Origin of the sequence: Pontibacillus salicampi, assembly GCF_042434395.1 — a bacterium.
Lineage (GTDB): Bacteria > Bacillota > Bacilli > Bacillales > BH030062 > Pontibacillus > Pontibacillus salicampi.
Genome location: NZ_JBHLTP010000013.1, coordinates 204398 through 230395, shown reverse-complemented (window position 1 = coordinate 230395; position 25998 = coordinate 204398). Strand labels below are relative to the sequence as shown.

Genomic DNA, 25998 nt, shown 5'->3' with positions numbered 1-25998 from the left:
ATCATTTGTTTGCAGAAACCAATTTCCGTTCCATACGCTCTAACTTACCACTCACACTGCCGTCATAGATACGATTCCCAATCTTCAGCTTAAGGCCTCCAAGAATGGATGGATCCACTACGTTGTGAATGCGAAGGGTGTCTTTGTTGAGCTTCTTCGTAAAGACGGATTGAATTGCTTCTTCCTCGTCTTGACTTAGTGTACGAACAGAGTAGACTTCTGCTTCTGCAATCCCGCGTGCTTCATTGTTTAGCTTAATAAACTCATCCACCATCGTTGGAATAACGCTTTCGCGGTGGCGGTCCATTAGTAAATTCAATGTGTGTGTTACTTCTGTTGAAAAGCCTTTAAACGCTTCCTGAAGAAGCTGTTTCTTTTTGCTTAATTCAATACGGGGATGCTTGAGGAAATCCATTAATTGTTTATTAGAACGAAATACTTCGCGAATGGCGCGAAGTTCACCTTCGAATGGTTCAAGCTTATTGTGTTCTTGTCCGAGTTGAAAAAGAGCGGTTGCATAGCGTTTTCCTACTACTTCGTTACTCATCGCTCTTCTCCTAACTCTTTAATGTATTCGTTGATTAGTTGCTCTTGATCTTGTTCACTGAGTTCTTTCTCAATTACTTTACTAGCAATTTGTACGGACAAGGTTGCAACTTGATCCTGAAGAGCCTGAATCGCTTTATCTTTTTCTGTCTCGATTTCTTGGCGAGCAGATTCCTTAAGGCGTTCTCCCTCTTCACGAGCAGATGCGAGTATATCTTGTTCCTGCTCTTTGGCAGTTTTCTTTGCTTCTTCAATAATTTGATGCGCTTCCTGACGTGTCTTCTTCAGCTCTTCTTGAGCTTCCTGAGACATACGCTCTGCGTCCTGGCGATTTTTCTCAGCTGTATCGATTTCGTTCGCTATATGATTCTCCCGCTCTTTCATGACATTCATCAATGGTGTCCATGCAAAGATACGAAGAAGAACTAACAGGACTAGGAAAACAAACAGCTGGACTAACATATCACCTACTAGGATACCGCCGCCTTCAGCGCCAAGTACTAGAAATCCAGATAATGATTGCACAGCCTACACTCCTTTCACACTTATCTGTCACAAGCTTTACATTAGAAAAACTCGGCTCATCACCGTATGTATGGCGACAGTCGAATTTTAAAACATTCGATTGTATAGAATTTTTCAAAAGGTATAAGGAATGGCGAAGACTCTAGTCAGACGAACTTCGCCACCTCTATGTGTATCCTTATTGGTTCATTACGATAAGTGCGATAACAACGCCGATGATCGGAACTGCCTCAACTAGTGCAACACCGATAAACATTACTGTTTGAAGAGAGCTACGTAGTTCTGGCTGACGAGCAATCCCTTCTACTGTACGACTCACGATAAGACCGTTACCAATACCAGCACCTAGTGCCGCCAAACCTACTGCAATTGCAGCTGCTAATAAACCCATTTAAAATTCCTCCTCATGTAATATAAAAATTAAATTAATGATTTATTTAATTGTTAATGGTCCTCGCTCACTTTGTGAGACAGGTACACCATCGTTAACATAGTGAAAATGAAGGCCTGAATGACGCCTACAAATGTACTAAATCCTTGCCAAGCTAGCATTGGAATAATACCTCCAAAGAAGCCACCAATACTACCTGCCATCATCGTTGCTAGTAATCCTAGCAAAATTTCACCCGCGTAGATGTTTCCATAAAGTCGAAGACCCAATGTGAGGGTATTCGCAAATTCCTCTATAATTTTCAGCGGGAACAACCACCATATAGGTTTCGCGAATTCTTTAGCGTATCCGCCAAAGCCTCTAAGCTTAATTCCATAATAGTGGGATAATGCTACAACCATCGTGGCTAGCGTTAAGGTAATCCCCGGATCTGATGTAGGGGACTTCCACCATAAGTTATGGTCAACAGTTACCATTGTAACAACCCCTAACATGTTGGAGATAAATATGTAGAGGAGTAAGGTTAACCCTAAAGGCAGAAATAGCTTACCTGTCTTCCAATCCATGGTGCTTCCAATGATTCCTTTGATGAAATCAATGACCCACTCCATGAGATTCTGCATTCCCTTTGGCTTACGCTGCAAGCTTCTAGAACCTGCAACTGCTAAGATGAACACAATTGTGGATGCGATGATGATCATCAGGACGTTTGAAAGGTTGAAATCCAACCACGGTATCCCGAACACATCCAACGCATATGGATTTTCGTGATCCAACTCATTCACCTCTCTTCCTTAAGCTAGTCTCTAGTGTAGAAAAAATAAACTCTATCATAATAACAACGTAGGTTGTCATTAATCCAATAATCACGGCAATTAGGTGGAAATAATTGTTGAATTGAAGTGCTATAAGAATGGCTAGTCCTCCAGCAGCAAGTCTTGAAAAGCTGCCGAATGTTTTAGCGCCCCGGTTTTCTGCTGCAGCTCTTCCTAGCAGGTTGATACTACGTTGCATTAGCCAGAGATTGAAGAAACTGAATGTGGCACCAAGGATTAATCCTAGAGTGACAGTTTCATAGGGTAGGATCGCCCATCCTAGAAAAAGTATGGCGAGGAGATAAAGCATCCATTGCCTTTGGCGGGTTGTCATTAATTGGAATTGTTGCTGGGAATCTGGCATGTCAATCTTCTCCTGTGTATTTTCGCACTAATAAGATGGTTCCGTATGTACCAGCGGCTAGTCCAATCAATAACCCTATGATTAGAAAAAGTGGAAATGTGGAAAAGTAGTTATCCAGCCCTCTGCCCAAAAAAAATCCTATTAATGTTCCTCCGGCCAGTTGCGATAAAATTGCACTCGTTAATGCCATCCCTTTGAAAGGATTTTGGTTAGCCGCCACGAAAACCGCCCCTATCCAGTTTTCATAGATTTCTGAAAAAATTGTAGAATTATGAAAACCTTATCATTCCACACTAAATTAGCATACAATAGGGGTTTTCTATTGTCAATGTGAATGAAAATAAAAGTAACCATTGTCAAAAAATGAAAAATTTATACGGATTTTTTGTCACAAAATGTTCATAATTCAAATCCTAATGATAAACAAATTCACCATTTCACAAGTCAGTTCAAATTTTACACAAAACCTACTAATAAATCAAAGTTTTTTTATGGTAAATAAGGAGGAAAAGTCTACCTGAGACAAACAGATTAGATAAGAAAACATCAAAAGGCTCTCCAACAAGGGAAAGCCTTTTCAAATGTTAATGCCTCTCTTCAATAATGTGATCTTCACCAATGATAACCATCGATTCAAACGTCTGTTTAACCTCGCCTGTCCGTACAGTCAATACAGCGAGATAAACGCCTTCTTCCCCCGCTTCCTCTTTGGTTAAGGTGCCTTTCACAACCCCACGTTCAATCTGTTTCTTCTCAAACAGCGACCTAACATATTGCAACGTGTCTGGGTTATATAAATCCACATCTAACGTGTCTGCATCCAGTGGCAAATACACTTGATAGGTATATTCTTCGTCTGAGAATGGTTTTAATGCCAGCTCAAGCCCCATAGCTCTTGGGAACTCCGTATCCTTCGTCAATAGTAAGTATGGTATCTGGTAGCTCCGATTCTGGTCCTCAAGCTCTAGCCATCCCTCTACATACGGAGTCTCACCCGGAAGCTGCTGCTGGTTTACCCGAACCGTTATCGGTACTTTTTTCTTCTCACCTGGAGCTAGCGTAAAACTGAGCGGTACTTGAAATCGCAGCCCCGCCTTTTGCTTTGGAGGTCGGAACGTATATGCTTGAGTTGTATCGCTCCTATTTTCGATTGTCACGTATTGAGTCCGTTCCTCTCTTGTGTGAAGTACTCTTCCGAAGGCTAATCTGTTATCATACAGAAACGTTTCTGCTTCAATGGCTTCTAAAGGCTGGATTTTACCTACTCCCTGAGCGGTTGGGGAGACCACTTTTCCACCTTCCGTAACAGGAGCTGCGGTAGACAGAATAGCCGCCTTAAGCTCTTTTGGCCCCCAATCAGGGTGAGCTTCCTTTAATAAAGCTAGAGCACCCGCAACATGGGGAGAGGCCATACTTGTCCCTTGCAGCTCCATATACCCACCTGGCACGGTGCTTTTTATCGCTACTCCTGGAGCTAGAATGTCGGGCTTTATATCCCAGTTCCAAGTTACAGGGCCTTGAGAACTAAACGAAGCAACCGTATCCACAATTGTTTCATATCTTGTGTCCATCCATTGCTTATCTTGAACGACATGCTCCTTCAGCCATTCCCCATCCTCTTTGGATACAGCGGATACTGGAATAGACACTTTATCTTCTATCGCCCCTTGAAACGGTCCCTCCTCATTGTTGTAAATAATAAGAGCCTTCGCACCAGCTTGCTCTGCTGCTTTCGCCTTCTCTGTAAAAGTAATTTCTCCTCGTTCCATTAAAACCACTTGATCTGTTGCATCACGAAGCTGCTTCTTTCCTTTGCTCCCATAGAGCATGGAAAATTTCTTTGTAATATCCCACGAAGGAGCTCCCATCATAGGGTAAAGAGATATTTGTTTATCATAAAGGCGATCAAAAAGATAAGGAATTTTCATCGGCGGGGTGGAAGCTCCAACAGCTATAGCATCTTCCGCTGTTGCAGGAGATCCAACCGTCCAATGGTCAGGTCCTGAATTTCCACCGGAGATAACCATGGCTACCCCCATGTTCACCGCTTCATTTACAGCAAGACTCGTAGGCCAATCCGGTCCGTTCACGGCATTGCCTAAAGACAAATTAATAATGTCCATGCCATCTTTAACAGCTTGTTCTATGGCTGCAATGACGTGGACTGATGAGCCTATCCCCCCTGGTCCTAATGCACGGTATCCATAAATTTCAGCATCTGGTGCGATTCCTTTCACATCTCCATCCGCACCAATAATCCCGGCGACATGTGTTCCGTGAAGAGTGGGCTCCCCTTGCTCTTGCTGCGTTTCCATTGGGTCTTCATCTAAATCGACAACATCATACCCACCTCGATAGTTAGCTTTTAAATCCGGATGTGTATAATCAATGCCCGTATCAATAACGCCAACCTTTACTCCTTTACCAGTATAAGGGGCTTTCAGCAGCGGGGATTTCTGTTGTAGTACATGAGGGACACTTTCATCAATATGCACCTGATACGTTTGAGAAGGAAAGGACTGTTTGATAAACTCCGCTTTCTCTAATCGATCTAACTCCTGCATCCTTCCCCGCAGTGCAATGCCTTGCAGCAGGGTATCATATACATGTACTACTTCAATGCGAGGATAATAATCTTTAATGTATTGCTCCCACTTGTGCGCATCCCCTTCTACCTCGATAATGATCGACTTCTCTTCTTCCAGGGAAAAAACGCTCGCTGGCAGCATACTGATTAGGAGAACACTGGCTATCATCATTTTCTTCCACATATCCATGCCGCCTTTCTTTTCCTCTTATCCTTTGATGCTTGGTTCTATTTCATGCATACCGTGCTAATAAAAGTTAATGTTTGTTGTAGATTTTTCTGTGTTGCACACTTATGTGGAGGAATGTGTTCGAGCTTTTTTGAGTGGGTTCGTTACGTGACGAGCGGAAGGCATAGCTCGGAAAGTGGACTGATTCCAGTTATATAAACTATCTTGATAGCCTTCCACTACCTCCCCTTAATATTAAACAGCCTAACATCCAATCGGTCTTTTTCAGCCTGTAAAAGGGTACATAAATATAGGGTGACAAAACAGGTATCCATACGGAGCCATAAAAAAAAGCAAGGAGTATTCAACCCCTTGCTTCTGTTCCTTCTATATCATTCATAGAAAATAGGCTCATGTTTATTTTGTCCCAAATAAACGGTCTCCTGCGTCCCCAAGACCAGGTACAATGTATCCTTTTTCGTTTAGTTTCTCATCCAGGGCAGCTAGGTAGATATCAACGTCAGGATGTTCCTCTTGTACTTCCTCTACCCCTTCTGGAGCAGCAACAAGACACATAAGACGAATTTGCTTCGCTCCTCGCTTTTTAAGAGAGTGTATGGCTTCATTTGCAGAACCGCCAGTCGCAAGCATAGGATCGATAACGATTAACTCACGTTCTTCAATGTCACTTGGCAGTTTCACGTAGTATTCCACAGGCTTTAACGTTTCTGGATCACGATACAAGCCAACGTGGCCTACTTTCGCTGCTGGGATTAGATTCAGCATTCCATCTACCATGCCGAGACCAGCGCGCAGAATCGGAATAATCCCTAATTTCTTTCCAGCAAGCACCTTGGCTGTTGCCTCTGATACAGGGGTGTCAATTTGCACCTCTTCAAGCGGTAAATCTCTTGTAATTTCGAATGCCATAAGCGTCGCAACTTCATCTACAAGCTCACGAAAGTCCTTCGTACCTGTCTCTGCCTTCCGTATATACGTTAATTTGTGTTGGATAAGTGGGTGATCTAACACGTGTACCTTAGCCATGAGCCGATCTCTCCTTTTCGATAGTTGAAAATTTGCATCCTAAAAATTGTACTCAAAGATACGACATCTTGCAAGGTTTGTCTTTATTCTATTTAATAGTGTAACCTTTCTATCTCCATTTATCGAGAGGGAGAGAGCGAAATTATCCGTTAGTATTACCGTTCAGCTTTTCCTAATAACTCCTGTGATAAGGCAGACAAGTTATCTGTTGTTCTGTTAATATCTCGAAAAGCGTCGACTATAACATCTAGATCCCCTTTATTCCTACTAAACATTTCAATATATTGGTCCATCTCCATTCTTACTGTAGTCAGTCCGTTCGTTACTTGTTTCATGTCAGACTGTGAACGGATTGTTGACTCATTCATGTTATGCATCGATGCTAATAGCTGTTGGATGCTATTATTGCTTTCTTCTGTTATCGTGTTAATTTGACTGCTCATCTGCTTGGAGCGTTCAGCAAGCTTTCGAACCTCATCAGCGACGACAGCAAACCCTTTACCACTCTCCCCTGCTCTAGCTGCCTCTATTGAAGCATTCAATGCAAGTAAATTGGTCTGATCAGAGATGTCTTCAATATTGTTGGTGATGCTCGTTATTTCCTTTGATAATCGTTCTAGCTTCTCCATCGTCTCCATGCTGTTTTGGAACTGATGTATTACCTGCTGAAACGATTCCAGCATTTCCTGTACCTTTGTATCATTTTGGTTCGTTAAGGCTTTTACGTTCTTACTACTCTTCTCTGTCTGTTCGGTATCATGTAGGATACGCTCTGTTTTCTTTACAGTTTCATCCATTGAAGAATCGGTTTGCTGTACTGACGAAGCAACTTCCTGACTTATACTAATGAGCTCCTGCCGTAAGATGTCATTTTCCTCCCCTGATTGCTGGAGTTCCTGCATGCGAACTTGTAAATAGTAGTCGACAACAAGCTGAGAGTCGATATTCAATATATGCTGCACAGCGACGAGCGTTTCTGACATACTTGCTGGCTCGTCTTGATACATCTCCACAATTTTTGGTATAAGCAGCGAGCTAAGTGCTGAATAGGTCGCAATGAACCACGCTATTGGCAGTTCCACTCCATTGTGCGTCCTGCCAATTCGTTTCCGCATTTCTATGTATGCTTCGTTTATGTGCCCTGAAAAGATACTATCAAAGTACTGCTGAAAAACCATTTTCAGACGCTTGTGAGATGTATGGGCGTGAGCGATTTGTTGTAAATCAGGATGTTTATACAAATGCTCTAAGACATTATCTAGCAGCTCACTGGTCATTTCCATCACTACGGGCTTTACCTCCTGAAGTCTTGCTACATGCTCTTTCGTGAAGTGCATGTAGGTTATCCGTTTGTTCAATTGTGCGTCTGGCGTTTGTAAATATTCTCCACCCTGATACGATACCGTTGCTTCAAATCGGGGCTGGCGTGTTTTCTTTGTAAATAGGTTCATAGCTCCACCTCATAAATTGTCTAATAATTGTTCAACCTTTGTATAGCCAATTATTCCTGATTCGAAACCAGAAATCAACAATTAAACACTTTTTTAGACCCATCAACAAAAGTTCATAATGATAAAATATACCTAAAATCAACCGAGATATAGACCTTTTGAACCCTTAACAAAAGTTCGCAGAAGCAATATATCGATTTTAAACTGACCTTATATCAATATGTCATCCGGTTTACCGGCTGAGCTTGATGACCTTAAGCTCCGTATTCTTTAGAAAGACAAGAAGTTGGAGTTGGTCAGATAATTTAGAGGGGGAGTTTACAAAGAGCAGTAGATAGGGCTCCGTGTGATATTCCCACGAACAATAGATGAGTCGCCATGGAATAACCATCGTATTGTAAGAAGGCTTGGTTACAATGCAAAGCACACAAAAAAAGCTTGGAAAGAACCACGAGGGCACTTACCAAGCTTAGGGCTGCCGTATAGCAGCCTCATCTTTTTTTGTTATTAAGCATATTGATACATCGGGAAGCGTTCGGTTAGCTGTTGAACACGTGTACGGGCTTCCTGAAGCTTATCTTCCTCTTCATGATGCTTTAAGGTGAAGGAGATAAGAGAAGCTATTTCATCCATTTCTGTTCCTTTGAAGCCTCTAGATGTAACGGCTGCTGTACCGATACGCAGACCGCTTGTGACGAATGGGCTTTCTGGATCGTTCGGTATCGTATTCTTATTGGTTGTTATCCCTACATCATCCAATGCCTTCTCCGCTACTTTACCAGTCAATTTTAATGGTTTTAAATCCAGAAGAAGAAGATGGTTATCGGTACCTCCAGAAACAAGTCTGATTCCTTCTTTTTGCAAGGAATCGCCAAGGCGGCGTGCGTTGGTAATAATCTGCTGGCTATATTCTTTAAAGGTTGGCTCCAGAGCTTCTTTAAAGCTCACTCCTTTTGCAGCAATTACGTGCATTAACGGGCCACCCTGCATGCCAGGAAATACATTTTTATCAATTTTCTTCGCAAATTCCTCTTTGCATAATATCATTCCGCCGCGTGGGCCGCGTAGGGTTTTATGAGTTGTGGTCGTAACAAAATCCGCATACGGTACGGGATTAGGATGAAGGCCTGTTGCTACAAGACCCGCGATATGGGCCATATCCACCATGAGATAGGCGTCTACTTCATCAGCAATTTCCTTAAATTTAGCAAAATCGATGGTGCGGGAATAGGCACTAGCTCCTGCCACTATCATTTTCGGCTTAACTTCTTGTGCCTTCGCCCGAACTACTTCATAGTCGATTACCTCTGTTTCTTCATCTACTCCATAATCCACGAAGTTATACAACCTGCCGCTGAAATTTACTCCGCTTCCATGCGTCAGGTGACCGCCATGATTTAAATTCATGCCAAGAACGGTGTCTCCTGGCTCAAGAGCTGTAAAATAGACTGCCATATTCGCCTGGGCACCTGAGTGAGGCTGCACGTTTACATGATCTGCTCCAAAAAGCTGCTTCGCACGGTCTCGAGCTAGGTTCTCTGCGATGTCTACATATTCACAGCCCCCGTAGTAACGACGGCCAGGGTAACCTTCTGCGTATTTGTTTGTAAGTACAGAGCCTTGTGCTTCCATTACTGCCTCAGATACAAAATTTTCAGAAGCAATCAACTCAATTTTATCTTGTTGACGGCCTCGTTCTAATTCGATTGCTTCCTGCATTTCTGGATCGACTTGGTTAAGATAATTCACTATGATATCCCCCTTTTTATGATCAACTCCATCCACCTATTCATCACAGGTGACAGAGTCGTTTCCCTTTTGTTGATATTCAGCTCTTGCTCCGCCAATTAATTTCGGACGGGTTTTCGCACACGTTACATGAGCTTTCCCAATCTGCTTGTTGGACAGACGAATTGGGACTGCTACGTGTTTTAAGTGCATGCCAATGAATGTATCTCCAATATCTATACCTGCATCTGCTTTAATATGTTCTACTACGACTGGCGACTGGAATTGTTTATAGGCATAGGATGCCATAGAGCCTCCTGCTCCTGGTACAGGTACTACCGAAACAGCCTCCAAGCCTCTTCGTTCAGCCGTTTCCTGCTCCAGCACGAGGGCCCGGTTAATATGCTCACACCCTTGAAAGGCAAGCTTAGCTCCTGTTGCTTCCTGAAGCCTCTGGAATTCCTCGTATAGTATAGCAGCAATGTGCTCACTGCCAGAGGTTCCAATTCGTTCTCCAGCTACTTCACTTGTCGAGCACCCAATTACGAACAGCTGATGCGCTTGGATAATCTCTTCCTCTATCAAGTGCTGTACGATGGCCTTCACATCACGTTGTATGCTTTCCATTTGTTCCAAAGCGACCATCCTCCTTAGATGGAATTACTTTCCGTCAGATTAATCAGAAATCTAACGAAGCTTATAGAAAAAGGAGAAGATTGTTGCTTCTCCTTTGCCTCTATTATGCTTCATATTCAGTAATTTTGCCAACTCTAGTAGCATGACGACCGCCTTCATACTCTGCACCGAGCCACGTCTTGACGATCTCTTGGGCCAGGCCAGGTCCGATAACACGTTCACCCATAGCAATCATGTTAGAATCATTATGCTCCTTCGTAACCTTTGCCGTGAACACGTCGTGCGTCAAGGCACATCGTACCCCTTTAACTTTATTTGCTGCGATGGACATGCCAACCCCTGTTCCACAAATCAAGATTCCGCGGTCAAATTCTCCATTCGCTACTCGCTCTGCTGCTGGAATAGCATAATCAGGATAATCTACAGATCCTTCGCAATCACAGCCAATGTCTTCGTACTGAATATTCATTTCCTTTAACAAATTTCCAATTTCCTGGCGTACGTTTACGCCTCCATGATCTGAAGCTAAGATAACCTTCATCATGAACACCTCTTTCTCTATTAATTCGTTAGACTAAAACGATGGATATGTTCTTTTAATTGATTGGCTTGTTCCGACAACATTTCCGCTACCTCATCCATTTCTTTTATGAGGTCTGCTTGCTGGTGAACTGTAGCATTTACTTGCTCTGTTCCAGCAGAGGTTTGCTCTGCTATAGCCGCGACCTCCTGTGATTGACTGGACGTTTTTTGAAGAAGTTGAAGCTGCTTATCTACAAGTTCCGTTATATCTGTAATAGAGGCAGCCATTGTATGGATGGATTGAGACATAGTGGTAATAGCTTCGTTCGTCTCTTCCCCTTTACTAGCCTCTGAGCGACCAGAAGCAACCTGCTCCTTCATTTGCTTCACGACATGTGTGACGTCTGTTTGCATGTTTCGAATGAGATCAGAGATACCCTGCACAGAAGTGGCACTTTCATCAGCTAACTTTCTCACTTCTTCCGCTACAACAGCAAACCCTCTGCCTTGGTCCCCAGCTCGAGCAGCTTCAATCGAAGCATTTAGAGCCAGAAGATTCGTTTGTTCCGCAATGTCACCAACTACAGAAATAATGTCTTCCACTTTCCTCGCATTCGTTTCCAAACGCTCCACTGCCTCTAGAGAATCTTCTTGCTCTCTAGCGATGGATTGAATACCGCTTACTAGGGAATGGATGACCTTCTTACTATCTTCTAAAGTCGTGAGCATCTCTTTTGATGTGACATGAGATGCTTGAGCTTTATCCTGCACCTCTGTAGCAAGCTGCGTTGATTCTTCCACGGATTCAGCAGTATGTTGGATAGCGATGGAAGAACTTTCGGCGCCTTGAGAAATTTCCCCTATCGTTTCCTTAATTATAATCGCCTGGCTCGAGGCCTCATCTGCAGCTTGTTTCATCTTGGCAACGGATTGATTAGTATGGTCAAAGTTATGCTCAATATTATGTACCATTTCCCGTAAATTAGAAAGCATTGACTCAAATGCGGTACCGAGCGAGCGGATTTCATCATCTGATTTTGATACAGTAACTGAGTGATTAATATCTCCGTCTGCAGCAAGTGTCGCTGCCGTCTCTAGTTGATGAAGCGGCTTTGTAATAAAGCCAGAGGCTATATAAGCCAAAATACCTGACCAGAGAATACCAAGGGTAAAGGTGATAAATGTAAAAACTCCTTGTCCTACCCCAATGTATTGCCTAATCCAATCATGAAAGACATAAATAAATAATGCACTCGTTGAATACGTAATGACAGCTAAAACCGAGATGAACACGACCAGCTTTATCCGAAGACTAAACCCATACTTCCTCTTCATTGACAATCCCCTCCTACCTACCCCTATACAGAAACTAGTATTCCTTACTCATTTTCTATTGTTTGAATAAGAAGTTCAATATGTTTTTCGATCTCTGCCAATGTTTTTTCATAGACGGACATATTTCCGCCAAATGGATCGGATATATCCACATTCGGAAGGTTGGATTCTATCTCTTTAATCAACTCTACTTCTTCGCTTAGCTCTTTGTGAAGCGCTTGCTCCAATTCAATAGAAGAATCATACTTCTTCTTATTCTTCTGTAAAAAGACTGCCTTTTTGTCCTCGAGGGTGGAGTATGCTTGCTTTAACAATTCCCATTGATTATCGCCGTTTTCCACCACATATTCCTTCAAGGTAAATATAAACGGACCATAATTAGGATATTCGAGCATAAGCGATTGTTTATGCTCCTTCGTCATTGTTAATATGATGTCCGCCCAGCGCATTAAATCATGGGTTACAGGCTGTGAGGAATGGTTTATGTCCAATCCTCTTTGCTTTAGGACTTCCTCAGATCCCTTCGAAAGCCTCGCCCCCTTATGAGCAAAAATCCCAGCAGACTTTACAGGAAAGGCTGGCTTTTTTTCCTTTAAAACCGCTTCTGCCATCGGACTACGGCACGTATTACCAGTACATATAAATAGTATATTTTTCATTGCTTCACCCTCCGCTATTACTCTTCTCTCCGTATTATAACAAAAAAATGTACCAGGTACCTGCCAACGCAAACCTGATACAAAGATATGTTCTACCTAGCTCTCCGCCATCTAATAAAAGAAGGGGTTAAAAAATAATATCCGTCCACACCTTAACAGCGGTAATTAGGATTAGCATTGCCAAGGTGATCTGCAAAACTTTCGTATTCATTGCTTTCCCTGCTTTTGCCCCTAGCTGCGAAGTCAGTAAGCTGGCAATACCAATGACAATCGCAGGTGTTATGGGTACATCCAAAGAGATAAGCTTCCCTGTTACAGCACCGATGGAAGAAATAAACGTAATCGCTAAGGAAGAAGCGATCGTAACTCGGGTCGGAATACGTAAGATGACCATCATAATTGGTACAAGAAGGAATGCCCCGCCTGCCCCAACAATTCCTGCTCCAATTCCGACAAGAAAAGCTGAGCTCGAAGCTATCTTCTTATTAAAGGATATCTCCCCTTCTGCTCCCTTTTCATGATTGATTGGGATAAACATCATAACGACAGCTGAAAGGGCTAATAATCCATATACCATATTTACCGTTTCTTCCGAGATATACTGAGCGCCCACTCCTCCAAGTAAACTTCCAGCGAGAACGCTGACTCCCATATACAGCACGAGGGGGCGATGAATGTAGTTCCCTTTTCGATACCCCCATACCCCACCAAGGGATGCCACGAGCACTTGCACGGCAACGATACCAGCTGCAGCGTGTGCAGAAAAGCCATCATACCCTACCAGTGGCGGAATGTAGAGGATCATGGGGTAATTCACGATTGCCCCGCCTATTCCAACTAATCCTGATATAAAGGATCCAATTAATCCTATAATAAAAATGGTGGCTAATAATCCTATCTCCATGGGATCCTGCTCCTCACTATTTAAACAATCTGTCTGTACAGGCTCCTTACATACCCATACCACTATTTGTATAATACCAGAGATGATTCCACGAAAAAAGTCTCCCGATTTATGAACGGAAGACTAGCATAATGAACTAGGATAGAATCAATTGCATCCCAAAGGCACAAAGAATGCTGCCGCCAAACATTTCGCTATACGCACCAAGAATACCCTGCACCTTCTTGCCGAGCAAAAGACCTATCCAGGTCAGCAACGTACTCATAAGACCAAACAGGATGAGAGTCAATACGGTTCGGACGCCAAACATCCCAAGACTTAATCCAACTGAGAAGCTATCTAAACTTACACTAAGAGCAAATATAAGTAAGCCAAAGCCGACCGGGGTAAAGACGGGTGCACGCTCTTTTTGAATAGAAGAGCGAAACATTTGAATGCCTAGTATAACAAGGAGTGCTCCTCCTGCAATCGTAGTTACATCTCCAAGTTGGTTTGATAAAAACCTGCCAAGCACCATCCCTGTAAAGGGCATCATGATATGAAAGGCGCCGACAACTAGTCCTATCAATAAAATCCTTCTTAATCGTAAGGGAATCATCCCCATTCCAAGTCCTACTGAAAATGCATCCATGCCCAGTGCTAAGGCCATAAATGATAGTGTGATGAGCTCTCCTACATATGGAACTGAAGCCATTCCCTCTCCCCCTTGGACATGCTAGTTCAGCATATGCAGGAGGAAGAGGTTTTAGAAGATGGGATTATGTCTGAGTGACCTTTTGGGTGGCAGCTTTCGTCAGCCGGTTCATGATGGCTTCTCCCACGCCCTCTTTCGGGAACGTTTCACATAAAATAACATCCATTTCTTCAGGGTGAAAGGCCCGCAATGCGTTATAAAGCTGCTCGGCGACTTGACGCAAATCCTGTCTGGACCCGCACGTTTCCACCCAGTCCGCACTTAAGGAGGGAGCAAGCTCTGTACTTGCAATAACCCCTACTTTGTTCCCTGCTTGCTTTAGCGTCTGGATTTGGTCACGAAAAAAGTCCACATCCCCTTCTATAAGCCACAATGGTGCTTCTGGAGCATAATGAGTATATTTCATCCCTGGTGATTTAGGCTTTTCTTGCTCATTTTGAAGAGCCCCATCCACAGCTACCTCACCAATCACTGCTTCAAGATCCTGCTTCGTCACTCCGCCTGGGCGGAGGATGACTGGAATGTCACCGGAACAATCAAGCACCGTAGATTCTACCCCTACTCCAGTAGGACCTCCATCAAGAATTCCAGCAATTCTTTCCTGTAAATCATCATACACGTGTTGAGCTGTCGTCGGACTTGGCTTCCCAGACCGATTGGCACTTGGTGCTGCGAGTGGAAGGTCACATGCCTCCAATACCGCTTTTGCTACTGGGTGGTCAGGGATGCGAATTGCAACAGTGGATAATCCGGCTGTCACATTTCCAGCGCAAGCCCCGTTACTTTTTAAAATCAAAGTAAGCGGCCCCGGGAGGAAATGATCGATAAGCTGATGAGCCACAGCAGGTATATCCTCTACGACCTCTTGTATTTGATGTTTGTTTGCTAAATGGACAATGAGGGGATTGTCAGCTGGACGGCCCTTGGCACTAAAAATTCGCTGAACTGCCTGTTCATTCGTAGCATCCGCTCCTAACCCATACACCGTTTCTGTAGGAAATGCGACAACCTCCTGCCGCTTCAGGAGCTCTGCTGCCTCTATAATATGGGTATCATTTTTATCTATATGTGTTTCTTCAACATTCCAATACTTCGTCTCCATTACTGAGCTTCCTTTCTACTCCAATCTATCTTCTATTATGAACCTAACCTATTACCCTCATCAAGTATCCTTCTCTTGAACTAAAATGAAAAAAAGATGCGTAACTTTTCCATATGTGGGTAAACATTGAACTGTGGATCATTTTTTACTTACTTTAAAGGAGGATGTAATCATGAAAGCACTTTATACAGCTGAAGCAACTGCACAAGGTGGTCGTGACGGTAAAGTAGCTACTTCTGATCATAAAATCGAAGTAAATCTATCTGTACCTGAAGCTATGGGTGGCTCTGGTGGAGAAGGAACTAATCCAGAGCAGCTATTTGCAAGTGGTTATGCTGCATGCTTCGATGGAGCATTAAACCTCGTAGCTGATCAGAATAACGAGAACATCGACTCCACAGTAACAGCTCAAGTAGATATCGGTAAGCAAAGCGGCGGATTCGGTCTAGCTGCCCATCTTGTTGTAGAAGTAAGCGGTGTGGATCAGCAAAAAGCAGAGGAGCTTGTGGAAAAAGCCCACGAGGTTTGCCCATACTCCAATGCGACACGCGGAAACATCGAAGTAACACTAGAAACACGCGCACAATAATAGATTATCCAAGAGAAAAAGCCTACAGGAGGGGTAGCTCCCTGTAGGCTTTTTCCATGCTCTACACCATTTATACACAGTTTTGCACAGGTTATACACAGAATTTATCCACAATTGTGAATAATTTTATTTCGAACTACTAGCTTATCGCCGTTTGTACCCACCACGTCCCCTTTTTCTCCACAGCGGTTTGGAGAGAGTCAGGAACATCCTCATCTGCAATAGCTTTATATTGCTGAGCCGTAAGCAAAGCATCCAGCGAAGCATGATGACTGTGAACATAAACCTTCTGCATATGTTGCTCCTGCATATGTGCCCCCATGACCTCAAATAGTGTCATGATAAACTGTGGATTCATATCTGGTTGGATATATAATGTTCTAAGCCAATATTGATTGTTATCCACAGGTACAAGAGCAAAGAACCCTTTCTTCTTTTTATGGATTTCTACGTAATGGCCGTACTTTACTAATTGCTCTGGCTCCTGCAACTGAGCGTAATGGTCTCCAAAAAACGCTTCCATTTCCTTTAATCCAGACAATTCCGCGCTTTTCACCTCTAACATGTGCTATACGTCCTCCCCTATACATGGTACTACTAGTCTATGAGTACAATGGGAGAGTATGATAGATATGAGAATATTGATTACGAGAATAGGTTACCGACCCATTCGAACAGGAAGAACTTGACCTCCACCTCATCTTGTCCTGCCTCTTTTTCCACAAGCTTCTCTAGCTCTTCTATGTTGGATTTGCTCTCTTCTTGAATAGATTCTTCCTTTTCTTCTGCATGAGCTACCGACGTACCATTATTAAAATCTAGAAAGCATAACGGCGGAAAGAGCACGCACCACCAGTTGGCTCCTTTCCCCTCACCTATGGTAATAAGGATGGCTTCGTACAAACCAGCTGGATAGACGTAATTTCCGTACAGCTTAGCTGGAAACTCCACCTCCCCAAATTTCACAGAGAAGGCTTCCTTCGCCCCTTCCTCTGTCAACACGTTATCCACAATTTGTTCAACATCTTCTAGTCTCGTATCAATTTCGGTGTACGCATCCTCGATGTCTGTAATATCAGATACCCACTCTGTAATGTGTGCGTTCACAGCATCGCGAACCTTTCGTTTCAGCTCCTGATCTTTCTCTTCATCACTGTTTGCTAATATACGAAGACGAATCGCCTCGTCTGGAATGACTTGATAATCCTCCTCCGACATAACCTGCTCCGTTCCATACCCATGTAATGTAAAAGGAAAAATAGCTAGTACCGCAATAAATGCTACAACTTTCACCCACACCTTTTTCATATCTTCTACCCCTTCCGAATGATTGCTTGTAGTTAGAGTATGGGCTCCCTCTTCAAGGATTATACGTCTTTATCTATAAAACTTTTATTCTAGCAAAGCACAAAAATAAGCCTGGCTCTTATTCAGAGAGCCAGGCAAAAACCATACGATCATTACTATTAATATCTTGTACTGTTTGAATATCCGCTTGTGGATAGGTGTCACGAATTAAAGCAGGAACGGATTCCCCTTGGTCATGACCAATTTCGAGAGCTAACAGCGTATCTTTTTTTAACACACTGGATAGCTGGTCTATTATAGCTCGGTAAGCAGTTAAACCGTCCTCACCAGCAAATAGTGCCATCTCTGGATCATGATGTACAACTGTGTCCGATAAAGAAGCTCGGTCCCTTTCTGGAATATAAGGTGGATTGGAAATAATCACATCGAAACCTTCCGCATCCTCAGCCAATGGTTCGAGAAAGCTTCCCTCATGAAACACAACTCCAGCATTAAGCTGCTCTGCGTTTCTTTTGGCAACAGCAAGAGCAGTTGGGGATAAGTCTGTCGCATGCATATCCATTTCTGGTAATTCTTTAGCAAGAGTAATGGCAATAATGCCACTGCCTGTCCCAATATCCACAGCACGAAGCGGCTTACTATTCAGCCCCTTCTCCTGTAAACGGTCCAGCACACCTACAATGAGCTCTTCTGTTTCTGGACGCGGGATAAGGACATGGGAGTTTACCTCAAAGGAACGGCCATAAAATTCTTCACGGCCTATTAAGTGCTGGACTGGCATTCCACTACTAACATGGAGCTCCAAATCCTTCCTCAACTTATCCACAACCTGTCTATCGACTTCGTCCCTGGCATTTGCCATAAGCTGGACACGTGTCATGCCAAGATGGTGCTGAAGCAGCAGTTCAGCCACACCCTTTTCCCTTTGATGCTCCTCTAAAAAAAGAGAAGCCCATTTACGGACTTCAAAAATAGTGCTCGGCTTTGACATATTACTCACCAAGCTGTTCCAATGCTTTTGTTTGCTCCTCAATGAGCAATGCTTCTGTAATTTCTTCTAATCTACCTTCAAGAATTTGATCCAGCTTCTGAATAGTTAAACCAATACGGTGATCTGTGACACGGTTTTGCGGGAAGTTATAGGTACGGATACGTTCAGAACGGTCACCTGAACCTACAGCTGATTTACGATGCTCATCATATTCAGCCTGCGCTTCCTGTTGATATTTCTCATAAATACGAGCACGCAGTACCTTCATGGCTTTCTCTTTGTTTTTAATCTGAGACTTTTCATCCTGACAGGATACCACAATACCGGTAGGCTCGTGCGTTAATCGAACAGCGGACATCGTCGTGTTAACACTTTGCCCTCCTGGTCCACTAGATGCAAAAGTATCCACACGGATATCCTTATCGTGTACTTCTACTTCCACTTCCTCTGCTTCAGGCAATACAGCTACTGTTGCAGTGGAGGTGTGGATACGTCCGCCTGATTCCGTTTGCGGAACACGCTGAACACGGTGTGCACCATTTTCAAACTTTAGCTTGGAAAAAGCTCTATCACCATTCACCATAAAGATGATTTCTTTATAGCCTCCCACTTCACTCTCGTGGGAATCCATAATATCAATCTTCCAGCCTTGCTCCTCTGCGAAACGGGAATACATACGGAATAAATCACCAGCGAACAGAGCAGCTTCATCTCCACCCGCAGCACCACGAACCTCCATGATAACGTTCTTATCATCATTAGGATCTTTAGGAATAAGGAGAATTTTAAGGCGTTCTTCTAATTCTTCCTTCTTATTAGAAAGCTCCTCTAATTCTTCCTTGGCCATTTCTTTCATTTCATCATCAAGATTGTCATCCAACATAGCTCTTGTGTCATCATACTGACTAGAAATGTCCTTGTATTCACGATAAGCTTGCACGGTTTCATCTAAGCCGGCTTGCTCTTTAGAGTACTCCCGTAATTTTTTAGAATCGTTTACGATCTCAGGATCACTAAGTAATTCGTTTAATTTTTCATACCGATCTTCTAAGGTTTGAAGCTTTTCTAACACTTACAACCACCTCTTTTTCGTCCATAACAGTATAATTATAGTACACCTTACACCTCTAGTCAAAAGGAAACGGCGCCAGATGCCCCTTATAAGAAAGTATATTTCTAAAGAGGAATCCTAGCACCGTTTACTTCATATGGACCTTGACCTCGTAACGAGGCAGTGCGTTTTCAACTGCCTGCTGCGCTTGATTTACAAGCACTATCTTCTCGTCCTGAGACGTTGTTCCGTTAACAGGGCGTACTACTACATAGGCTCTATGTCCTGTAAATGTTACTCTTCGGACTTGCAATTCTTCAATAGGCTCCATTGCCTCATGAACTTTTTCCTTGTCGAGCTTCATTCCCCAGGATTCACCAACCTGGTTCATTTGCTTAGGATTATCGGACTGCTGCTGATGCCCTCTCTTCATGAAGTGCCCTTCCATCGTATCCGCGTTTTGACGGTTCAAATACTGGACGTCCTGGACCTCCTGTGTCCCTTGAGGATTCTGAGCACAAGCCCCAAGCATTCCTACAAGGATGAAGCCTGCCATAATCGTTCGTTTATGCAAAGTGGGAAACCTCCTTTACCATTCTTGTGCCATTAGCTTTCCCATCTATGCTATTTGTATCAATATTTTTTCGGCACTGTTCATAAATGAGATGGTTCTGTATAGCGCCTTATGTGGAGAACTTGAAGTCGAGATAAATGGGGCCGTTACTTATAGGAGAGCAAGGTATGGTCTGGAAAACGTATAGGACCCATATCGTCCGCCACCCTATATTATGGATGTATATGAGCCTTGAAGCTAATGCTATAGGGGCATGATTTGGATCCAATAAAAAAGCCCTGCAGCCCGGAGAGGGTGCAAGACTATTTGGTGGATAAGGCTGATTTTGTCAATTGCCTGGGTTTATTGGGTACTTCATGGTGATGACGACAGCGTGGCTCATAGGATTCAGACGCTCCCACTTTAATGATTGGGTCATCATACGATGCTGGTTTCCCATCAATGAGACGCTGTGTACGACTAGCTGGTGATCCGCAAACAGGGCAAATCGCACTTAGCTTGGTAACAGATTCAGCAATCGCTAGAAATGTAGGTACAACACCGAATGGTTCGCCACGGAAATCTAAATCTAAGCCCGCTACGATAACTCGATGGCCACGTTCAGCTAACGTTTGGGCTACTTCTACTATTTGCTCGTCAAAAAACTGAACTTCATCGATGCCAACGATGTCGATGTGTTCATCTATATAATCCAGGATATTTTCTGATTGGTTTATCGGTCTTGCTAAAATCGAAGTCCCATTGTGAGATACTACTGATTCCTCAGCATAACGATTATCAATAGCCGGCTTAAAAACACGAACGGATAAGTGACCGTATGTAGCTCGGCGTACTCGTCGAATGAGTTCCTCTGATTTCCCAGAGAACATACTTCCGCAAATTACCTCAATCCATCCATTTTGTTTCATCACATGCACTGGCTGGTCTCCCCCTTCTACCTCGGTCCAATAAAGATGCTAACAGCGTGGGTGTTTCTATATCTATATGCTTTCCTAATCAGGTCGGAATTACTGATAACTACTTCCATGACAAAATGGGGAAAGCGTGTAATTATTTATTTTAGACGAATAAAAAAACAGGCAAAGATGATAATTTGCCTGTTTTTTTAACTCTAGAGCAGATTGGATGTTCTTTTGGCAAAGAATTATCCAAGATTGTATTTTTTCTTGAAACGATCCACACGGCCGCCAGCTTTGTCTGCTTTTTGTTTACCAGTGTAGAACGGATGAGAAGCTGAACTAATCTCAACACGGATTAGCGGGTAAGAATTACCATCTTCCCATTCAATTGTCTCATCAGAAGTTAGTGTAGAACCAGTTAAGAATTTGAAGTCAGAACTAGTGTCTAGAAATACTACTTTCTGATAAGTTGGATGAATTTGTTCCTTCATGTCTTTCCACTCCTTTTTGCCCTGAATTCCTTGAAAACAGAGTTATTATAAGAGCCGTTAACAGACTACGTTCTAGTCATTATCGAAACTCACATAGAGAGATTATAACAGTCCTCTACTACAATTGCAAGATATTGTTCTATTCCAACTGTTCCCTATGAACGGCGAGATGACGGGCTTTTCCCCTTCATATCTTCATCCATCAGCTGGAAAAATTCATCGTTGTTTTTCGAAGACTTCAGGCGGCGCAGGAAGCGGTCGATGAAGTCATGCTGGTCGCCGAATGTTTTTCGAATCGCCCAAATTTTATCAAGGTGGGATTTCGGAAGAAGCAATTCTTCTTTACGGGTACTGGAGCGCATAATATCAATAGCTGGGAAGATTCTGCGTTCTGCCAGGCTGCGATCAAGATGAAGCTCCATGTTTCCTGTCCCTTTAAATTCCTCGTAAATTACATCGTCCATACGAGATCCGGTATCAACGAGAGCAGTTGCTAGGATCGTCAAGCTCCCACCCTCTTCAATGTTACGCGCAGCCCCAAAGAAACGCTTCGGTCTGTGGAAGGCTGCCGGGTCAATACCACCGGATAACGTACGACCGCTTGGTGGAATAACTAGGTTATATGCACGCGCTAAACGAGTGATACTATCCATTAATATAATTACATCTTTTTTATGTTCAACTAGGCGCATCGCGCGCTCTAGCACTAATTCAGAAACTTTGATGTGGTTTTCTGGCACTTCATCAAACGTTGAACTAACCACATCTACGCCCTTCTCTACAGAACGTTCAATATCGGTAACCTCTTCCGGGCGCTCGTCCACTAATAGGATGATTAGTTTAGATTCCGGGTGGTTTTCAGAGATGCTGTTTGCGATTTGCTTTAACAACATGGTCTTACCAGCCTTCGGTGGCGCCACCAAAAGACCACGCTGACCGAAGCCAACTGGTGTCATCAGGTCAATAATACGCGTAGAGAGATTCTTGCTTTGCGTTTCCAACCGCATCATGTTGTCTGGATACAATGGCGTTAATGCTGGGAAGTGGACACGTTCCTTAGCAATTTCCGGATCCTCTCCGTTCACCGCATCTACGTGCAGCAAGCCGTAATAACGTTCGTTTTCTTTCGGTGGTCTTACCTTCCCAGAAACCTTATCTCCGTTTCGCAAATCAAAGCGTCTAATTTGGGAAGCGGAAATATAAATATCCTCCGCGCTTGGGGAATAATTAATTGGGCGCAGGAAGCCGAAGCCTTCTGATGGAATAATTTCAAGAATTCCGTCCATGAATAAAAATCCGTCTTTTTCTGCCTGGGCTTTCAAAATAGCAAATATTAATTCTCGCTTGGTAAGCTTTGCATAATAGGACACTTTATATTCCTTGGCAAGGGAGTATAATTCCTTTAAGTTTTTCGTTTCTAGCTGAGAAATGGTTAATGAATCAGCCATAATATCACCACACCTACATCAAATTATTTTATTTCAGGCGCTGTCACGTTCTACTTCTGGCATATTGGAAACCCCAATACACACCAATATCCCTATCAGTAACAGAGCTTTATATGAACTTGGTTGCTAGCATAATCTATGAAAAATAATCAGGTAAAATAGCTTCTCTATGATTGGGTATTAAGATAGATGAAGGACGTCCAGAAGCTAGAATAGAAGTTTTAAACGGGGCGGTACCTGTAAAATTCCTGAACCACGAACTTGTTAAACATCTTTTATTTTAACCTTATTCCTAACATTTATACAACTATAAATTTGAAAGCTGGTCTAATAGCCTAGTATGGAGGTGCTAAAGAGACGATGGTAAGTAAATAAAAACCACCATAAAAGGAGGACTGCCCCTTTGAGGGGACAGCCCTCCTTTCATTTTTCCATTACGGCTTTATGACAAGGTTAGGCTTCTTCTTCAAGGAATGGTTACCGTCTATGAAACGAACGGTTCCTGATTTTGCACGCATAACTAGAGTTTGCGTTGTCGCCTTCATCCCTTTGAATTGCACACCTTTTAATAGCTCTCCATCTGTAACACCGGTAGCTGCAAAAATGGCGTCATCGCCTCCACACATGTCTTCTAAATGAAGGACCCTGTGAATATCGTCAATCCCCATTTTTGTACAGCGAGCTAGCTGTTCCTCATCCTCCGGCAGTAGTTTTCCTTGAATTTCCCCGCCGAGGCACTTTAGAGCTGCTGCGGCTAGCACTCCCTCAGGAGCTCCGCCACTACCGAATAAAATATCAACACCTGTATGGTCGAAAGCTGTATTAATGGCGGCAGCCACATCCCCGTCTGAAATAAGCTTGATGCGAGCACCAGCTTCACGAATTTCATTAATTATAGCCTTATGACGATCCCGGTTCAGGATAATGGCCACTACATCTTCGACATCTTTGTTTTTCGCCTTTGCGACAGCCTTCAAATTGTCTGTAACAGATGCATTTATATCTACCACACCGACACAATCTGGACCGACAGCAATCTTATCCATATACATATCAGGAGCATGCAACAGCTTGCTATGGTCTGCAACCGCCAGAACAGACAATGCGTTCCAGGTCCCTTGCGCTACGATATTCGTACCCTCCAGCGGATCTACTGCAACGTCCACTCGTGGTCCGTACCCATTGCCAAGCTTTTCTCCAATATACAGCATTGGAGCTTCGTCCATTTCTCCTTCACCTATGACAACCGTTCCCTTCATAGGGATAGTATCAAATACATCTCTCATCGCACTAGTAGCAGCATCATCTGCTTCCTCTTTCTTTCCTCTTCCCATCCAACGAGCGGATGATAGGGCAGCTGCTTCCGTAACGCGAACTAATTCCATTGACAAACTTCTTTCCATGGTTATGTTCCTCCTCATAGTCCTTCACCCATACGCATATGAGTGAATCCTTAAGTGGTTTCTCCCTCATCTCCATGTACTTGAAAGCTGTCTATTTCCTTTATAGCCTTGCTTTATCTTTTTTTCTCTATTTATGTGTTTGCTTTTTTCAATTAAGCTGCTGCGACCAGCAACTAGCAGACTTCTGTCTCCGATAAGTCAACATCAACTCACTGTGTTCGTTGTGTTTCCTTTATCTCATGCGGAGCCTTCCAGTCTGTACGTTGCTAAACGGTCGCCTGCGCTTTTTTATTAATCCAGCTGCTGCGACCAGCAACTAGCAGACTTCTGTCTCCTTCTTGCGATAAGTCAACATCAACTCACTGCGTTCGTTGTGTTTCCTTTATCTCATGCGGAGCCTTCCAGTCTGTACGTTGCTAAACGGTCGCCTGCGCTTTTTTATTAAGAATTCTGGAATTGTTCTATTTCGGATTGGGTCATTTGTTCTCGCCAGATGTTGGCGCCTAGGGATTGGAGTTTTTCGACTAGGTTTTCGTAGCCTCGGTCGACGTGCTCGAGTCCTGTTATTTCGGTTATTCCTTCTGCTAGTAATCCTGCTGCGACTAATGCTGCTCCTGCTCTGAGGTCGCTTGCTTTTACTTTGGCGCCTTCTAACCGAATCGGTCCATTTACAATGGCGGAGCTTCCTTCTACCTTGATATCTGCATTCATGCGACGTAATTCGTCGATGTGCTTAAACCTTGCCTGGTAAATCGTATCTGTTACAACGCCGGTTCCGTGTGCTTGTGTTAATAATGATGTGAATGGCTGTTGTAAATCTGTTGGAAATCCAGGGTGAACGAGTGTTTTGATATCTACACTTGTTAAGGGATTAGACCTTCGGACCAATAATTGATCGTCTGCGGTTTCCACTTGTACCCCCATTTCGCGAAGCTTAGCTATGAGCGATTCCAGGTGTTGTGGTATAACGTTATCGATTAGCACCTCTTCCCCTTTGGCTGCTGCCATAATGGTATAAGTGCCTGCTTCTATGCGGTCTGGAATAATTGTATGTTGGCAGCCGTTTAAGGAATCGACTCCTTCAATACGAATTACGTCCGTCCCAGCCCCTTTAATCTTTGCTCCCATACTTGTTAACAGGGTGGCAACGTCTATGATTTCAGGTTCTTTGGCAGCATTTTCGATAACGGTCTTTCCTTTTGCTTTCACTGCGGCAAGCATTATGTTGATAGTTGCCCCTACACTAACGACGTCTAAATAAATTCGAGCTCCACGCAGTTCATCAGCACGTAAATATATAGCGCCTTGTTCGTTTGTTACTTCAGCACCAAGTGCTTCGAATCCTTTAATATGCTGGTCAATAGGACGTGGACCTAGGTAGCATCCCCCAGGCAGGCCTATGACAGCTTTCTTAAATCTTCCGAGCATTGCTCCCATGAAATAGTAAGAAGCACGCAGCTTCTTTACTTTACCATTCGGAAGCGGCATGGAAATCATGTGCGTAGGATCAATGTGAACGTCTTGTCCTTGTTTATGAACGACGCCACCTATTTCTTCCAACAATCCACTAAGTGTACCAACGTCAGATATATTCGGTAACCCTTCAATCGTGACAGGTGATTCGGCTAATATCGCGGCTGGCAACAGTGCCACAGCACTGTTTTTTGCGCCACTCACTCGAATCTTCCCGCTTAAAGAGTGACCTCCTTCAATAAGCAGTTTTTCCATCTTGGACTCCCTTCTAATCTAGGCAACCCTTAAACTTGTAC

The 25998-nt window shown here is 43.4% G+C and carries 28 protein-coding genes; 1 reads left to right on the top strand and 27 read right to left on the bottom strand.

Annotated elements, in window-relative coordinates:
* Window position 1 precedes the first annotated feature (1 nt).
* From ACFFGV_RS16720 to ACFFGV_RS16640, 17 genes are all read right to left on the bottom strand, one after another.
* Window positions 2–547 (bottom strand): F0F1 ATP synthase subunit delta, encoded by a 546-nt coding sequence (locus tag ACFFGV_RS16720; RefSeq protein ID WP_377350265.1) that lies wholly within the window; start codon window positions 545–547, stop codon window positions 2–4.
* Complete coding sequence (gene atpF / locus ACFFGV_RS16715; RefSeq protein WP_377350263.1) at window positions 544–1071, bottom strand: F0F1 ATP synthase subunit B; 528 nt, start codon at window positions 1069–1071, stop codon at window positions 544–546. Before atpF ends, ACFFGV_RS16720 begins: the two co-directional genes overlap by 4 nt.
* A gap of 178 nt (window positions 1072–1249) precedes the next feature.
* Complete coding sequence (atpE, locus tag ACFFGV_RS16710) at window positions 1250–1462, bottom strand: F0F1 ATP synthase subunit C (protein WP_377350260.1); 213 nt, start codon at window positions 1460–1462, stop codon at window positions 1250–1252.
* Between the two features lie 53 nt (window positions 1463–1515).
* Window positions 1516–2238, bottom strand: coding sequence for a F0F1 ATP synthase subunit A (gene atpB, locus ACFFGV_RS16705; protein WP_377350258.1), 723 nt, complete (start codon window positions 2236–2238; stop codon window positions 1516–1518).
* A gap of 1 nt (window position 2239) precedes the next feature.
* Window positions 2240–2641, bottom strand: coding sequence for an ATP synthase subunit I (locus ACFFGV_RS16700; RefSeq protein ID WP_377350256.1), 402 nt, complete (start codon window positions 2639–2641; stop codon window positions 2240–2242).
* Window position 2642: 1 nt separating this feature from the next.
* Complete coding sequence (locus tag ACFFGV_RS16695) at window positions 2643–2861, bottom strand: AtpZ/AtpI family protein (RefSeq protein ID WP_377350254.1); 219 nt, start codon at window positions 2859–2861, stop codon at window positions 2643–2645.
* 364 nt (window positions 2862–3225) lie between these two features.
* Complete coding sequence (locus tag ACFFGV_RS16690; RefSeq protein WP_377350252.1) at window positions 3226–5412, bottom strand: S8 family serine peptidase; 2187 nt, start codon at window positions 5410–5412, stop codon at window positions 3226–3228.
* 402 nt (window positions 5413–5814) lie between these two features.
* Complete coding sequence (gene upp, locus ACFFGV_RS16685; protein ID WP_377350249.1) at window positions 5815–6444, bottom strand: uracil phosphoribosyltransferase; 630 nt, start codon at window positions 6442–6444, stop codon at window positions 5815–5817.
* Window positions 6445–6599: 155 nt separating this feature from the next.
* Window positions 6600–7895: a methyl-accepting chemotaxis protein gene (locus ACFFGV_RS16680; RefSeq protein WP_377350247.1), complete on the bottom strand. Its 1296-nt coding sequence runs from the start codon at window positions 7893–7895 to the stop codon at window positions 6600–6602.
* A 507-nt stretch (window positions 7896–8402) separates the two neighbouring features.
* Window positions 8403–9644, bottom strand: a complete 1242-nt coding sequence (gene glyA / locus ACFFGV_RS16675; protein WP_377350244.1) for a serine hydroxymethyltransferase — start codon at window positions 9642–9644, stop codon at window positions 8403–8405.
* A gap of 36 nt (window positions 9645–9680) precedes the next feature.
* On the bottom strand, window positions 9681–10250 hold the full coding sequence (locus ACFFGV_RS16670) for a TIGR01440 family protein (RefSeq protein WP_377351097.1): 570 nt from the start codon (window positions 10248–10250) through the stop codon (window positions 9681–9683).
* Between the two features lie 112 nt (window positions 10251–10362).
* Complete coding sequence (rpiB, locus tag ACFFGV_RS16665; RefSeq protein ID WP_377351094.1) at window positions 10363–10800, bottom strand: ribose 5-phosphate isomerase B; 438 nt, start codon at window positions 10798–10800, stop codon at window positions 10363–10365.
* A 20-nt stretch (window positions 10801–10820) separates the two neighbouring features.
* Entirely contained in the window at window positions 10821–12116 is a 1296-nt protein-coding gene (locus tag ACFFGV_RS16660; RefSeq protein WP_377350242.1) for a methyl-accepting chemotaxis protein, read from the bottom strand.
* A 44-nt stretch (window positions 12117–12160) separates the two neighbouring features.
* Complete coding sequence (locus ACFFGV_RS16655) at window positions 12161–12775, bottom strand: low molecular weight protein arginine phosphatase (protein ID WP_377350240.1); 615 nt, start codon at window positions 12773–12775, stop codon at window positions 12161–12163.
* A 127-nt stretch (window positions 12776–12902) separates the two neighbouring features.
* The gene (locus tag ACFFGV_RS16650; protein ID WP_377350237.1) at window positions 12903–13679 is read right to left on the bottom strand and encodes a sulfite exporter TauE/SafE family protein; all 777 of its coding nucleotides are present in this window, start codon (window positions 13677–13679) and stop codon (window positions 12903–12905) included.
* 136 nt (window positions 13680–13815) lie between these two features.
* Entirely contained in the window at window positions 13816–14373 is a 558-nt protein-coding gene (locus ACFFGV_RS16645; RefSeq protein WP_377350234.1) for a manganese efflux pump MntP, read from the bottom strand.
* A 64-nt stretch (window positions 14374–14437) separates the two neighbouring features.
* Window positions 14438–15475: an L-threonylcarbamoyladenylate synthase gene (locus ACFFGV_RS16640; RefSeq protein ID WP_377350231.1), complete on the bottom strand. Its 1038-nt coding sequence runs from the start codon at window positions 15473–15475 to the stop codon at window positions 14438–14440.
* A gap of 172 nt (window positions 15476–15647) precedes the next feature.
* Between ACFFGV_RS16640 and ACFFGV_RS16635 the strand changes: the two genes are divergently transcribed.
* Window positions 15648–16064: an organic hydroperoxide resistance protein gene (locus ACFFGV_RS16635; RefSeq protein ID WP_377350228.1), complete on the top strand. Its 417-nt coding sequence runs from the start codon at window positions 15648–15650 to the stop codon at window positions 16062–16064.
* Window positions 16065–16203: 139 nt separating this feature from the next.
* Here the strand turns inward: ACFFGV_RS16635 and ACFFGV_RS16630 are convergent, their stop codons facing one another.
* From ACFFGV_RS16630 to murA, 10 genes are all read right to left on the bottom strand, one after another.
* The gene (locus ACFFGV_RS16630) at window positions 16204–16629 is read right to left on the bottom strand and encodes a hypothetical protein (RefSeq protein WP_377350226.1); all 426 of its coding nucleotides are present in this window, start codon (window positions 16627–16629) and stop codon (window positions 16204–16206) included.
* 80 nt (window positions 16630–16709) lie between these two features.
* Window positions 16710–17372 carry a stage II sporulation protein R gene (gene spoIIR / locus ACFFGV_RS16625; protein WP_377350223.1) on the bottom strand — a complete coding sequence of 221 codons (663 nt, stop codon included), beginning with the start codon at window positions 17370–17372 and terminating at the stop codon, window positions 16710–16712.
* 118 nt (window positions 17373–17490) lie between these two features.
* Window positions 17491–18363 carry a peptide chain release factor N(5)-glutamine methyltransferase gene (gene prmC, locus ACFFGV_RS16620; protein ID WP_377350220.1) on the bottom strand — a complete coding sequence of 291 codons (873 nt, stop codon included), beginning with the start codon at window positions 18361–18363 and terminating at the stop codon, window positions 17491–17493.
* Between the two features lies 1 nt (window position 18364).
* Window positions 18365–19435, bottom strand: a complete 1071-nt coding sequence (gene prfA / locus ACFFGV_RS16615; protein WP_377350218.1) for a peptide chain release factor 1 — start codon at window positions 19433–19435, stop codon at window positions 18365–18367.
* 127 nt (window positions 19436–19562) lie between these two features.
* Window positions 19563–19988: a hypothetical protein gene (locus tag ACFFGV_RS16610; protein WP_377350215.1), complete on the bottom strand. Its 426-nt coding sequence runs from the start codon at window positions 19986–19988 to the stop codon at window positions 19563–19565.
* 302 nt (window positions 19989–20290) lie between these two features.
* Window positions 20291–20905 (bottom strand): thymidine kinase, encoded by a 615-nt coding sequence (locus ACFFGV_RS16605; protein ID WP_377350212.1) that lies wholly within the window; start codon window positions 20903–20905, stop codon window positions 20291–20293.
* Between the two features lie 227 nt (window positions 20906–21132).
* Complete coding sequence (locus ACFFGV_RS16600; protein WP_377350209.1) at window positions 21133–21378, bottom strand: type B 50S ribosomal protein L31; 246 nt, start codon at window positions 21376–21378, stop codon at window positions 21133–21135.
* A gap of 155 nt (window positions 21379–21533) precedes the next feature.
* Entirely contained in the window at window positions 21534–22826 is a 1293-nt protein-coding gene (rho, locus tag ACFFGV_RS16595) for a transcription termination factor Rho (RefSeq protein ID WP_377350206.1), read from the bottom strand.
* Between the two features lie 434 nt (window positions 22827–23260).
* Window positions 23261–24229, bottom strand: a complete 969-nt coding sequence (gene glpX / locus ACFFGV_RS16590; RefSeq protein WP_377350203.1) for a class II fructose-bisphosphatase — start codon at window positions 24227–24229, stop codon at window positions 23261–23263.
* A gap of 441 nt (window positions 24230–24670) precedes the next feature.
* On the bottom strand, window positions 24671–25957 hold the full coding sequence (murA, locus tag ACFFGV_RS16585) for a UDP-N-acetylglucosamine 1-carboxyvinyltransferase (protein WP_377350200.1): 1287 nt from the start codon (window positions 25955–25957) through the stop codon (window positions 24671–24673).
* Window positions 25958–25998: the final 41 nt, after the last annotated feature.